The following is a 12,879-nucleotide window of genomic DNA, read 5'->3' as shown; positions in this document are numbered from 1 at the left end:
TATCTACTCGTCAAAACCATTCAATCGGCCGAAAATAACCGTCAACTGGAAAACATGCACGCGAAAATGGCTATGATGCTGTTGGACCCGATCAGGAATGGTGCCAATCCGGAGTATGTAACCCGTTTGATTACAACTATTTCAGATGCCATTATGGACAAGGTCTTAAGGCTCAGCGTATCGGAATTAGGACCTCCTCCATGCAAATTCGCCTTCATGATCATGGGATCCGAGGGCCGGGAGGAGCAGACGCTGGTTTCAGATCAGGACAACGGCATCGTGTACGAGGACCTCGAAAACAAGATAAAGCGGGCAGAGGCGTCGACCTATTTCGAGAAGCTCGCCCAATTGGTCTGTGGCAGGCTGAATGCCGCGGGATATAAATTTTGTGACGGCGAATGCATGGCCAGTAACGCGAAGTGGTGCCAGCCGCTGTCGCAGTGGAAGAAATATTTCTACAACTGGATTTATCACGCCTCACCGGAGGATCTCCTAAATTCGAGCATTTTTTTCGACTTCAAAGGTGCCTGGGGGGATTTGAAACTCACCGATCAGTTGAAATCGTATCTCATGGATTCGGTGAAGAAAAATATCGGTTTTCTGAGGCATCTTACCGAAAATGCGCTTCATTTCAAGCCGCCCCTCGGCCTTTTCGGGAAGTTGGTTGTAGAATCGAAGGGAGAATACAAGGATTCCCTCAACATCAAATGGGCCATGCTGCCGATAGTCGACCTTGCGCGGGTTTATTCGCTGAAGCACGGTATACCGCAGACAAATACCTTAACGCGGTTGTTCAGGCTGTATATGAAGCGCGTGTTCACTAATAAGGAATACATCGACCTGATGCAGTCCTACAACTATATCATGAATCTTCGATTCATGAGACAGATTACAACCATCATGGATGAAGAAAAAGAGCCGGACAACTATATCAATCAAAAGAATCTTTCATATCTCGACAAGTCCATGCTGAAAGAAATTTTTAAAAAAATAGAATCGTTTCAGGGCAAATTGAAAATTGACTTCATTGGGACGGTATAGCGGGGACGACAATGGAACAGGACCGGATAACCGAAGACAGGAAGATGTTGGTGGTAGATGACGAAATCGATGTCCTGGAATCGCTGGAGGAGTTATTGGAGGACGATTTTATCGTGGATACGGCTTCGTCTTTCGAAGAGGCGGTGTCCTGTTTAAAGAAGCAAACCTATGATGTCGCCATTTTTGACATCATGGGCGTCAGAGGATATGCGCTTCTCGAGGCGTCAAAGGCCAAAAATATTCCCACGCTGATGCTTACCGCCCACGCTTTCAGCCCGGACAACCTGAAAAAATCGATCGAGTTGGGTGCGGACGCATACATCCCCAAGGACAAGATGGTGGACATCGCCATCTATGTCGATGACGTTTTAACGGCCCACAAAAAAAAAGATCCCGGTGGAAAGTGGTACGCCAAACTCACGCCGCTTTACGATGAAATTTTCGGATCGGGATGGAAAGATGCAGAAAAGGATTTCTGGGAAGAGTTCGATAAAAAATACCTCGGCCAGGGTCAGGGCGTTTAACCCCGCAATTGCAACACCGGGGTTAATACGATAACGTATGCCCTTTGATGGGTTCAAACAATCTTCCCACCACCTCATTCAGCATCAGTAATATTCTAAAAGAGATTATGTCTATCCCGCTCTCATTCCTATAGTTCACAACGCCATTTCAGCCGTCACATATCTGCGGAAAGCAAATGGAAATGAAAGATCCCACTCAAACAAGCAGCGACTTGAAAGACGCAGAACTCAGCAAAAATTTGTTTCATCTCAAGACCCTCTACGACGTCTGCCGGGTGCTTCTGGACCAGGAGGATATCGACCGCGTGTTGCGGAATTTCCTTTTGATGACGATGGGCAGTTTCGGCGTGATGAGAGGATTTATCTTCATGCAGGAGGACCGGTCTTTACTTCCACAAAAGTTGTCGACCGTAGGGCTTGACGACGGTATTGCCCCGTCGATTGAAAAGGGATGCCACGACCTGCTGCTGTCGTATGACATTTTTCCGAAAATGGAACATTTGGACGACACCCGCCGCTTGTCCTATTTCCCCCCGGATTTTACCTATGTGTCGATTTTCAACATCGCCTATGCCTGCAACGGTATCCTGGCTCTGGGGCCGAAATTGACAGGCGACCCGTATTCAGAGGAAGACGCCGAGTTATTCGAGACGCTGGTTATTTATCTTACCGGCACACTGAAGAATATTCGTTCCACAGAGGCCCTGAAATCGGCATTCAGAGAGGTCAGCAGTATCAACCAGGCTAAAACCAAGGTTATCAATCACCTTTCGCATGAATTGAAAACGCCGCTTTCGATCCTCGAGACCAACATGGCCTTGCAGCGGAAATACCTTTCCAGGCTGTCCGATGCAAAGTGGATGAAGAGTTACGAGCGATCGGAAAGGAGCCTGAAGCGACTTTCGGAAATTCAAAGAGTTGCCGGGGACATTATGAAGGAAAGAGTCTACGAGCAGCATCGCACGGCATCGACACTGTTAAATGAATGCGCCGCTATTCTCGAGAGTTTTGCTGTGGAGCAACTCGGAGAAGGGACTATTGTCGAACGGATCCGAAATCGTATCGATGAGGTCTTTCTCCCGGTCGACCAAGTCGCGTCCACAATTGTCGTTTCAGATTTTGTAAAGGACGCACTGTCCTATTGCCGGAACCAGTGTCGACACAGACGCATCGATATTCGACTTCACCCGGAATCGACAAAAAGCATTTCCATACCGAAACAGATTCTTTCCGCCACCGTTCAGGGGATTTTGAAAAATGCCGTCGAGAACACGCCCGATGAAAGCCGCATCGACGTGTGGATAAAAGATAGTCCGGAGGGAATCCAGTTTGTCGTGCATGACTTTGGAACCGGTATTGTCGCCGACGAGCGCAGGCACATCTTCAGCGGGTTTTATCCGACCCAGGAGACCGACAGCTATGCCACCAGGAAGCCGTACGACTTCAATGCCGGCGGCAAGGGCACGGATCTGCTGCGCTTCAAGATATTTTCGGAGAGCTACGCTTTCAAAGTTGACATCACTTCGGAAAGATGTGGACATATCCCCACCGCCAAAGACGAATGCCCCGGCAGCGTAACTTTATGCGAATACTGCAAGACGCCGGAAAATTGTCATGCCTCGGGAAACACGACGGTGACGGTAGTGTTTCCGTGTCGATGATCATTTTGACAATTCGTAACCCTTACCCCAATAGGGCGCGTTGTTGACATCGTCAACGCTGTCGTTTTTATTCCTTGAGCATGCGCCGCAGGATTTTCCCGGATCCGCTTTTGGGGAGTTCATTCAGGAAGTGAATGGTGCGCGGCACCTTGAATTTGGCCAGGCGTTTTTCCAGGAAAGCGACAATGTCGTCCGCCGATGCCTCGACTCCCGGCTTCAAGGCTATCGATGCACAGGGCACTTCCACCATTTTCGGGTGCGGTATGCCGACCACGGCGACTTCCATGACACCCGGGTATTCATAGATCGCTTCTTCCACCTCACGGGGGTAGACATTCTCCCCGCCCACGATGATCAGGTCCTTTTTGCGATCGATAATGGTGAGGTAGCCGTCTTCATCCGTTTTTGCCAGGTCGCCCGTGTACAGCCAGCCGTCGCGAATCGTTTCGGCGGTCGCTTCCGGCAGGTTCAGGTACCCTTTCATAATATTGTCACCACGAATGATGACCTCTCCGGCTTCCCCGGCCGGCAGTTCCTTCCCCGTTTCCGGGTCAACGACTTTTATGTCGTTGCCGGGCATCGGCAGGCCGATCGTGCCGATTTTGGTGTTGCCGTCCCATGGATTCACGCAAACGCCTCCCGCCGATTCGGTCAAACCGTAGCCTTCGACAATGACGGTCTGGAAGGTTTCTTCAAATTGCTTGACCGTTTCGACGGGGAGCGGTGCCGCGCCGCAGAGGCATGCTCGCAGGGTTTTGGGCAGGTTGTACCCTCCCTTTTCGGCTTGTTGAAGCAGGGCGATGTACATGGTGGGAACCGCAAACAACAGATTGATTTCCTTGGACGCAATCTCCTTCAGCACCATGTCGGGATCGAATTTCTCCTGCAGCACGGCAGGTGAGCCCGATACCAGGGAGGCCATCGTTATCAGGCCCAGGCCGAAAATGTGAAAGAGAGGAAGCACCAGCAGTTTGCGGTCGGACGCGCTTATCTCGAATACGTCCTGGATCATTTTTCCCTGGTGCAGAAAGTTGTTGTGGGTCAGCATGACCCCCTTCGGCTTTCCCGTCGTTCCGGACGTGTACATCAGGGTGCAGAGGTCATCGGCATCGATTGCCGGGGAGGGTAACTGGCCGATATCTCCATCAACCAGGGACGCGTAGGGGAGCGCCCATTCCGCAACGTTTTCTCCGAGGGTGAAAAATTGTTCAACCGTGGGGGTTCGTTCTCGGATCTTTTCGATCAGGGGATTGAACATATCGATGGCAATCAGCGTTTTTGCACCCGAGTCGTTCAGAATGTACTCGACTTCGAGCGGTTGCAGAAGGAGATTGATCGGCAGCGCGACAGCCCCGAGTTTTTGTATGGCAAAATAGGTAATCATGAAAGGGGGGATGTTCGGTATCATCATGGCAACCACATCGCCCTGCCGGATGCCTTTTGCGGACATCGCGGCCGCCATCTTTGCGGCGGATGCATTTAACTGATCGAACGTAAGCTCCTGGTCATGCCAGATAACAAAAAGCTGGTCGCCTCGTTCCTGTGCCTGCTTTTCTAACTTTTTAGCCAGATCCATACTGAATTCTCCCATTTTAAGGTTGCCGATTGCGATAAATGTCCTGACGATACCGATGCCAATCCGGGCTGCCCGGGTTTCCAAGCATCATCCTGAAACACTCAACTCAGGTGAAATTTACGTTGTATGTCAGAGGTCGTCTCCCGTTCGAAATTCGCGAACAGAAAAGAGACAATGCCAAATAATGCCGACCCTGTCAATCGGTTAAAGCGAACCCTGCAGGCCCGGGGTTTACAGGCAACCGGCAACTATCGGAGAAGGCCTTGGGCCCGTGCGATGCCGAAAAATTCGCTCTTCTGCTTGAATCCGACACCGACCTCCCCGTCGCGTGTGTACAGGACCCATGCATAGCGCGGTTCATAGACGCTGGTGGTGGAGGACCAGTAGCCGGGCTGTATTGGGGTGTCTTTCAAACTAGGGTTGTGAAAGAGGGCGGGTGTGTGGGCCCGGAGGTCCACCAGACATTCCAATTCACGAATATTGGGAAGCTGCCAGCGGTGGCAGCCGAAGGCTTTTTCCCGGTTGATTTGGTCGACGCTATCCAGGGCCTCCTGCCAGGTGAGCGGGCTGCTCAGGTGCGGGTGGTCCAGCAGCCAGGTCGTTTGCTGCCGATGATCGAAGATCAGCGGGGCTTCAACGGCAAAGCGTTTCTTTTTCGGCGTTTCCTCCCATGGTGGTTTCCCCCGTGGCGTTTCTTCCCGAGCGGGGGGAATCGTGGGCCAGGCCAGGTAGGCTCCGTGTTTCATCCCCCGAAAAACCCTGCCGCCCCCAAAATGAACGTACCAGGCTTGATCCGGCAGACGGCTGCATGACTCGCTGGACCAGTAGTAACCCGGGAAAACATTTTCAAAGGGATGGTGCAACGGCAGGGCCGGATTCACATATTGGTGGCTGATCAGGGAAAAGAGGGCATGCCGGTCGGGCAATTGCCAATTTGAAAATCCCAGGTAGCCGTTTTTATTCAATTCAGATATGAAGTCATGGGCTTCGGGCCACGAGAGGGGATATTCCGCCACATTGGCATTCGGCGACCAGATCTGTCCTGTCAGCGTATCGATGGCTGCACCGTTTTCTGTTCGAAAGCGCTTTTCCGATGACAACACCCGTTTTTCGGATCGGTTGCGGCCGCCGTCCTGACCGGCATGGCCACAGGGAATGACGGCTCCCCGGTGGTCATAGCATTGGACCTGATCGGTAGTGAGCAACGGGTCTGCCATGAATTGTACCTCGCTGAAAAAAGAATTGACAACGGTTCAGCAGTCCTTTATTGTTCGTAGGCAAACTTTATCTCGGGGCAAAAGAGCGCCATGATCAAAAATGAAAAACAACCGTCGGATTGCTATGTTTACCTGTTGTCAAAGGCATATCAGAAGGGCCAGGGCCTTGTCCAGAGGCGGCTTAAGAAATTCGGATTGACCAACATTCAGTATGTGGTTTTGGAGGTGCTCTGGAAAACCGAAGGCATCACGGCCAGTGAAACCGGTAAAATCCTGTCGATTGACAAGGCCACGTTATCCGGTGTCATCGAGCGGATGGTCGATTCTCAATGGGTCGTCAAAAAGCGGGATCCGCACGACAAGCGCCTGTTCAACCTGTATCCGTCGGAAAAGGCCAACCGGCTCAAAGTGCGGCTGATCGATGCAAGACAAAAGGCAAACGACCAGTTTCTGTCGGGTTTTACACTTGAGGAGCGCGTTCTGCTCAGGCGTCTTTTGCTCGCACTCACATGAACATGCAACACAACGGAATTAAAGGCATCCGATGCACTGCGGCGCACCGGTTCCATTAGATTCGTATACAAACAAAATAACAACGGGGGCAGCCATCATGGGTCAGTGGAAAAAAACGTCATGTGTCTTGTGCGCGAATCAATGCGGGCTTGAAGTGGTCATCGCAAACAACCGCATCGTCAAGGTCCGGGGGGATAAGGAGAATCCCATCAGCGAGGGGTATGTCTGCAGAAAAGGGCTGAATGTGGCGTTTCATCAGCACAACCGGGACCGGGTGCTGTTTCCCCTGAAAAAGGTGGCCGACGGGTTCGAGCGCATCTCCTGGGACCAGGCGGTTGGCGAGATTGCCGAAAAATTGAAGCATATTCTCGATCGGCATGGCCCCCGTTCGCTGGCGTCACTTACGGGCGGCGGCGAGTTCGCTTTTTTAAGCGCGGGGTTTCCCATCCGCCTGGTGCGGCGGCTGGGTTCAATGTGGAACTACTCCGCTGCGAACCAGGAGTTTTCCGGACGGTACTGGGCGCATGGCCTGACATTGGGCAATCAGTCCATCCAACTGGAAGACGATTTTGAAAATTGCGACATGCTGATGCTGGTCGGCAAAAACCCCATGATGAGCCACCATATGCCGCAGGCCAGGCGAAGATTGACCAAGATGTCCAAAGATCCGGACCGGCTTCTCGTCGTCGTGGACCCGCGGGTTTCCGAGACGGCAAAACTCGCCGATGTGCACCTGGCCATCCGACCCGGTACGGATGCGCTGCTCATCAAAGCGATGATTGCCATCGTTCTCGATGAAGGGATTCATCACAGGGAATATATCGACGCGTATACGGATGGATTCAACGACATGTTGCCCTGGTTTTCCGGTTTCAACGTCGAGGCCGCGCTGAACGTATGCGAACTGGATTATGACCGGGTCGTCGGGGTCTGCAGGGAACTCGCCACACGCCGGTCATGCATTATCGACGATCTCGGCATACTGATGAACAGGCACAGCGCTCTTGTATCCTATCTGTTGGTGGTCCTCCAGGCCGTTTGCGGACGTATCGGCGTACCGGGCGGGAACTATCTACCCAAAGTGAAATACCGGGATCCCAGGGATCCCCGGGTGTGGCGCACCCCGTCGACGGACATTCCCGCCATCAACGGGGCGTTTCCGCCCAATGTGCTGCAGGAAGAAATTGTAAATGACCACCCGGAGCGCATACGGGCCGTGCTCTCCTACGCCTCGAACCCATTGCGTTCCTACGCCGATACCACGGCCTATGAGGATGCGTTCAAAAAGCTCGATCTCTTGGTGGCAGCCGACATCGCCATGAGCGAGACGGCTGCCCTGGCCCATTATGTGCTTCCCTGCAAAACCGCGTTTGAGTCCTGGGAGGGGAATCCCGGCCTGGGTTTTTCGAACGTGTACGCCCGGATGCGGCCGCCGGTGCTGGAGGCGGAAGGCGAGCAAAAGGAAAACGGCGAGATCTTCACGCTGCTGGCCGATGCCATGGGGCTGGTTCCACAGATCCCCAAATCGCTTTACCAAGCCGCCGAAAGCAGCGACCTCAAGGCATATGGGCAGGCATTGGGAGAATATCTGATGGCCGCTCCCGAACACGGAAAGGCACTGCACTTTGTCATCGCCAAAACGCTGGGTCGTGCCATGGGATCGGTGCATCTGGCCAGTGTCCTCCCCCTGTTCATGCAGTTGTCCAAGGACCGCAAAGAGGCGGCTGAAAAGGCCGGTTTCCCTGCCGGGCCGGGCCAGGGTCTGTCCATCTTTCAATCCATTATGGATCACCCCGAAGGGGTGTTGATCGGCCTCCGCGATCCGGAGAAAAATCTGGAAGCCATACCGACCGAGAGCGGGAAAATCCACCTGTACAATCCGGAAGTGAATGACTGGATAGAGAAAATAAACCCCCGGGATGAAGCGGAACAGCTCGAGCTCGATCAGGCCTTTCCGCTGATTATGATGGCCGGAAGGCACATGGACATGAATTCCAACACCAACATGAGGGACCCGGAATGGAATAAAGGCAAACGGGCCTGCACCCTGGCCATACATCCCGCAGATGCAAAAGCCTTAGGCATCGCAGACAAACAGACGGTGAAGGTCGTCACGGAAGCGGGGGAGGAGACCATCGAAGCCCAGATCACCACGGACACCAGAAAAGGACAGGTCCTCTTTCCGCACGGCTTCGGCCTTACCTACGATGGGGTCACCTATGGCGCAAACGTCAACAGGTTGACAAAAAACACGAACAGAGACTTTGTCGGGACGCCCATGCACCGCTTTGTCCCCTGCAGGGTGGAAGCGGTATCGTCCGATATAGCTATTGACAAGTTAAAATAGAGTTTGATATAATTAATCCACATATTTTGATCGAAAGGGCATATCCGTTGAAAGGCGGTGGCGCAAAGTTACGGGTCTAAGGCCTCAAAAGGCTATGACAGCCGGACTACCGAAACGACTTACTATTGCCTTCGGGAGATTATGCCTGGGGGCTTTTTTTTTAGCCGAATCGATACACGGCGTGCGCATTCAGCCGCGTTTTGCACGACTTGCCTTCAAGGAAAAAAGGAGGTGAAAAAAATGGGAAAACCTTTTGCCATTCTAATTATAATTGTGGTCGTTTTGTTTGGCCTGGAGTGGTTTGGCGCAATAGACATCCCCTATGTGGATCTGCCTGACATCACGGTGAAAAAGCAAGACTTTGTGCATCAAACCACAGACATACTGGAAAGTGAGGCTAACTGAAACGCTCAACTTAGGTTAATTCACCGAACGGGGATCGGGGGCGCCGGTTGTCACGTCCCAGCCCATCAACGCGTAGTAGTCATCGAGGAGTTTGTTGAAACGGTCAAGATCGACCCGTTCACCCTCGAACGGACCGTCCTGGATGGGCTCATCGGCCCATTTCCCTACCGGCAGGTCGGATTGGCGGGTAAGGCCGTCGCGCACATGCATCAGTCGTTCGAGGTTGTAAATACGATCTGCAGCCTTAATAAATTCGGTAGGATTCATATCGTTTCCGGTAGCCGCCTTGAAAAAGTGCAGCATGTCGTCGAGGCCGACGGCCTGAAAAAAAGATTGGGTGGCGAACTTGCAGAACCCCGTGGCATCCGCCAGGGTATTGACCCTTTGATACTGAATTACCAGGGGTGCTTTGTCGTATGAGGTTGCCATTGCCGGATCGATCGCGGAGTAAAATATTTCTTCCAGCGGCATGCCTCGAAGATGGTCCGCCCCCCTGGTCGATGTGGCCAGAGACAGCAGGTACCCCTTGAACGGACGGACATCGTCCGCCCCCCAGTTCATTCCTTTGATGTGATTCAGATAGGAGAGGGCGTTGCCCCCGACAGATTCAGCGGCCTTCAGGCTGCCCATGGCCAGGATGTCGCCGAATCCCTCGCGCTTGACCGTGGCTTCCAGGAGTTTAAAAATACCGTGGTAATCTCCCCAGCCCAGCGCAATGCCGTTCGTATCGGGGGGGCGCACCAGTTTGTCATTGTGCCATTCGATGACGGCGCCCATCATCAGCCCGAACTCCAACGCATCGATGCCGTAGCGGTTGCAGATATTGTTATAGTGCACGTAGGCATTCGTATCGGAAATATCACAGCCGATACCGAACGGGGTCGTTACGCCGTGTTCGAGCCCACCGCCCCGTTCCCCGGCGTATTCACCGTCCTTGACCGTACACACATGCCCGCAGGCAATCGGGCAGGAGAAACACCCCTTGCGTTTCACATAGTGCTTCCTGCGGATGGCCATCGGGCTGACCTTGTCGAATTGATCATAATTGGCCGACTGCGACCAGTTCCGGATGACCATGGCGCCGATGGCATGGGTCCCCATGGTGAAATTTTGAGTCCCGTATTCGGCCATCAGCGTATAGGAGAACGCTTTTTTGATTTTTTTCGAAAACGTTTGACTCAACCTTTTCAATTTTTCCATATCGGCGACCGCGACCGTACCCGATCCGCGCACCGCCACGGCTTTCAGGTTTTTCGACCCCATGACGGCGCCCAGTCCGGCGCGGCCGGCGGCCCGATGCTTGTTGTTGATGATACAGGCGAACCGGACCCGATTTTCCCCGGCCTGGCCGATGGTGGCGACCTGTACGCGCTCGTCTCCCAATTCACGCCGGATGGCATCTTCGGTTTCCCAGGTATCCAGGCCCCACAGGTGCGATGCCGGCCTCAGCTCGGCATGGCCATCGTGAATGTACAGATACACCGGTGTCGCGGATCTTCCCGTGACCACGACATGGTCGAAGCCTGCGAATTTCAATTCGGGGCCGAAATGTCCGCCGGAGTTCGAATCGGCAAACAGCCCCGTCAGCGGTGACTTGGACGACACGGTATACCTGCCGGCTGCCGGTGCGACGGTTCCCACCAGCGGGCCTGCGCCGAACACGATGACGTTTGCGGGATCGAGGGGACCGGTATCGGGCTGCAGCCGGTCGAATACCAGCTTGGAATTGTATCCGCGCCCGCCGACAAATTTCGATATCAGCTCGGCATCCATTTCGCCGTAGTCGATAGTTTCTTTTGAAAGATCCACCTGCATGGTCTTGTCAGAGAAACCGGCCATCACCTGTCATCCTTTCGAGAAAAGAAATTCTTTTCGAACGGTTTGACCATGGGGGTTAGAACCACCCGGTTGAAAAGGCTGTCCTTACGCCCCCTGCGCAAACGAACGATTCGGTTCCGGGTCATCAGCATCAGGGCGTCGTTGGCTTTTGTTTTCAAGACCAGCTGCGCTTCGTTTTTCAGCCGTTTGTATCCGGATGCGATGCTTCTGAAACAGGCCGCCATGCGGCCTTTGCGGGCAAGGCTCAGGGCCCCGTTGGGGCAGATGCGCACACATTCCGGCCGCCCGCCGCACAGGTCGCACTTAAAGGGAACGGTTTTTTTCGCGGGCTGAAAAATCGATTGGTGTGGGCAGGCGGAAACACATGCACCGCAGCCGGAACATTTCGCCGGATCGATGCCGATATCGATGGCGTTTTGTTTGCAGGCCGTTTCGCACTGCGGGTCCCGGCACTGACGGCACACACAGATGGCCGCTTCCTGTACGTGGATGGCCGATCTGGATGGTGAAAATCCGTTGCCGAAGCGACTGGAGCACGCCAGCTCGCAGAGCCTGCATCCCGTGCAGAATTCCAGATTCCAGGCAATATATCGTTGCGCAGACATCGCACACTCCTGTCAACTTGCGCCGACGGTTTTGAGAATGTTAAAATACCAACACGCTATACGGCGAATCCCGTGATATGGGTTAAGTCGCGAGACGTTAGACGTCTGGCCTCCGATCTCTTACCCCCGTTCTTTGCCGGTCAAGACCCCTGTCAGATTGAGGTCGATGAGACGTTCGAGTCTCTTCATGGTCTCATCCGGATCAAAATTCTCGGCCCTCAACGACAACACGAGCACGGATATGTAACTGGAAAAAAGGGAGAGCGCAAGAAGATCGTTATCGACCTCTTTTCTGAGCGTTCCGCGTTTTTTGTGATTTTCTACAATCTCCTGCAAGTTGCTCAAAAACTGCTCTATCTGGGCGTCCATGATGGCTTTCCAGGCGCCGTCAACGGTAAAAATATGCTCGATGAACGTTTTTGACAGGGCGGGTTGCTCGGCATAATGGCGGATCAGTTTTCCGGCAAGAAAAAGAAACTGGTCCTGAAAGGATACGTCGGGCGGCAACGCATCGAATGCTGCGGCAAGCGTCTTTTCGATGGCATCGTGCAGGCAGGCCGCCAACAGGTCGGCCTTGTTTGAAAAATGCTTGAAGACGGTGCCGTATCCCATCCCCGCTTCGGCGGCGATTGACCGCATGGTCGTCTTTTCGAACCCCCGTTTTCCGAACAGACGGCGGGCCGCGTTCAAAATGAGGCAGCGGGTTTCCGCTTTCTGTTTCCGGCGATGCCTAGCAGGGGGCGGGTACGGGTTGTGGTGACGGTCCATATGATTCCTCTGCAGGTGACGGGGGCTACGCTAACATTCCAAGCGCCAAATCCGAAATCCTGAACAATCGCCGACTTCGGTTTTATTTTGTTGAACCGAGATAGCGAGCGCATTCCCTGCAGCCCCGGGTACCTAACTTATATAGTGATCACGATTCTTAAGTGATCATGATCACATTAAGAGAAAATGATACGGAATGTCAAGTCAATTCTACCTAAACGGTGTGGCTCCAACGGGGCTCAAGAAGGGAAAGGTTCGCCGAAAAGATGGGGCCGTGTCGGTGGGCACGGCCCCATAGACACGTTTGGATCAAAAGATGTGCGCGGTTGGATGAGACATCCTTTGAGGCCTGCTGCAGCTGCACTATTCATCTCTGCTTCATG

11 protein-coding genes and 1 riboswitch are annotated in these 12,879 nt (G+C 53.4%); of the genes, 6 read left to right on the top strand and 5 right to left on the bottom strand.

The genetic code is table 11. The annotated features are described in order from the left end of the window. The 3 genes from LJE94_18385 to LJE94_18375 form a co-directional block, all read left to right on the top strand. Positions 1-1,041 (top strand): DUF294 nucleotidyltransferase-like domain-containing protein (locus tag LJE94_18385; GenBank protein ID MCG6912066.1); only part of this gene is annotated, 1,041 nt, incomplete at its 5' end. Positions 1,042-1,052: 11 nt separating this feature from the next. Continuing rightward, on the top strand, positions 1,053-1,565 hold the full coding sequence (locus LJE94_18380; GenBank protein ID MCG6912065.1) for a response regulator: 513 nt from the start codon (positions 1,053-1,055) through the stop codon (positions 1,563-1,565). A gap of 176 nt (positions 1,566-1,741) precedes the next feature. After that, positions 1,742-3,226: a HAMP domain-containing histidine kinase gene (locus LJE94_18375; GenBank protein MCG6912064.1), complete on the top strand. Its 1,485-nt coding sequence runs from the start codon at positions 1,742-1,744 to the stop codon at positions 3,224-3,226. Positions 3,227-3,293: 67 nt separating this feature from the next. Here the strand turns inward: LJE94_18375 and LJE94_18370 are convergent, their stop codons facing one another. Both LJE94_18370 and LJE94_18365 read right to left on the bottom strand, forming a co-directional pair. Beyond that, a complete protein-coding gene (locus tag LJE94_18370) occupies positions 3,294-4,886 on the bottom strand; it encodes a long-chain fatty acid--CoA ligase (GenBank protein MCG6912063.1) in 1,593 nt (530 codons plus the stop codon). Positions 4,887-5,050: 164 nt separating this feature from the next. Next, positions 5,051-6,019: a DUF1566 domain-containing protein gene (locus LJE94_18365; GenBank protein ID MCG6912062.1), complete on the bottom strand. Its 969-nt coding sequence runs from the start codon at positions 6,017-6,019 to the stop codon at positions 5,051-5,053. Positions 6,020-6,109: 90 nt separating this feature from the next. Here LJE94_18365 and LJE94_18360 point away from each other — a divergent pair, with 90 nt between their 5' ends. The 3 genes from LJE94_18360 (at position 6,110) to LJE94_18350 (ending at position 9,284) form a co-directional block, all read left to right on the top strand. Further along, positions 6,110-6,532 carry a MarR family transcriptional regulator gene (locus LJE94_18360; protein MCG6912061.1) on the top strand — a complete coding sequence of 141 codons (423 nt, stop codon included), beginning with the start codon at positions 6,110-6,112 and terminating at the stop codon, positions 6,530-6,532. Between the two features lie 97 nt (positions 6,533-6,629). Further along, positions 6,630-8,879 (top strand): molybdopterin-dependent oxidoreductase, encoded by a 2,250-nt coding sequence (locus tag LJE94_18355; protein MCG6912060.1) that lies wholly within the window; start codon positions 6,630-6,632, stop codon positions 8,877-8,879. Positions 8,880-8,906: 27 nt separating this feature from the next. Further along, positions 8,907-8,993, top strand: a riboswitch (cyclic di-GMP riboswitch). A gap of 126 nt (positions 8,994-9,119) precedes the next feature. Then, positions 9,120-9,284: a hypothetical protein gene (locus LJE94_18350; GenBank protein ID MCG6912059.1), complete on the top strand. Its 165-nt coding sequence runs from the start codon at positions 9,120-9,122 to the stop codon at positions 9,282-9,284. A gap of 15 nt (positions 9,285-9,299) precedes the next feature. On the opposite strand, the gene LJE94_18345 is transcribed toward LJE94_18350, so the two are convergent. The 3 genes from LJE94_18345 to LJE94_18335 all read right to left on the bottom strand — a co-directional run bounded on the left by LJE94_18345 (position 9,300) and on the right by LJE94_18335 (position 12,496). After that, the gene (locus LJE94_18345; protein ID MCG6912058.1) at positions 9,300-11,123 is read right to left on the bottom strand and encodes an aldehyde ferredoxin oxidoreductase family protein; all 1,824 of its coding nucleotides are present in this window, start codon (positions 11,121-11,123) and stop codon (positions 9,300-9,302) included. Continuing rightward, entirely contained in the window at positions 11,123-11,728 is a 606-nt protein-coding gene (locus LJE94_18340) for a 4Fe-4S dicluster domain-containing protein (protein MCG6912057.1), read from the bottom strand. The genes LJE94_18345 and LJE94_18340 overlap by 1 nt, the downstream gene beginning before the upstream one ends. Positions 11,729-11,848: 120 nt before the next feature. Then, complete coding sequence (locus LJE94_18335) at positions 11,849-12,496, bottom strand: TetR/AcrR family transcriptional regulator (protein MCG6912056.1); 648 nt, start codon at positions 12,494-12,496, stop codon at positions 11,849-11,851. Positions 12,497-12,879: the final 383 nt, after the last annotated feature.

The sequence above is a fragment of the Deltaproteobacteria bacterium genome, from assembly GCA_022340465.1.
In the GTDB taxonomy this organism is placed as follows: domain Bacteria; phylum Desulfobacterota; class Desulfobacteria; order Desulfobacterales; family B30-G6; genus JAJDNW01.
This window is presented reverse-complemented; position numbering and strand designations above follow the sequence as displayed.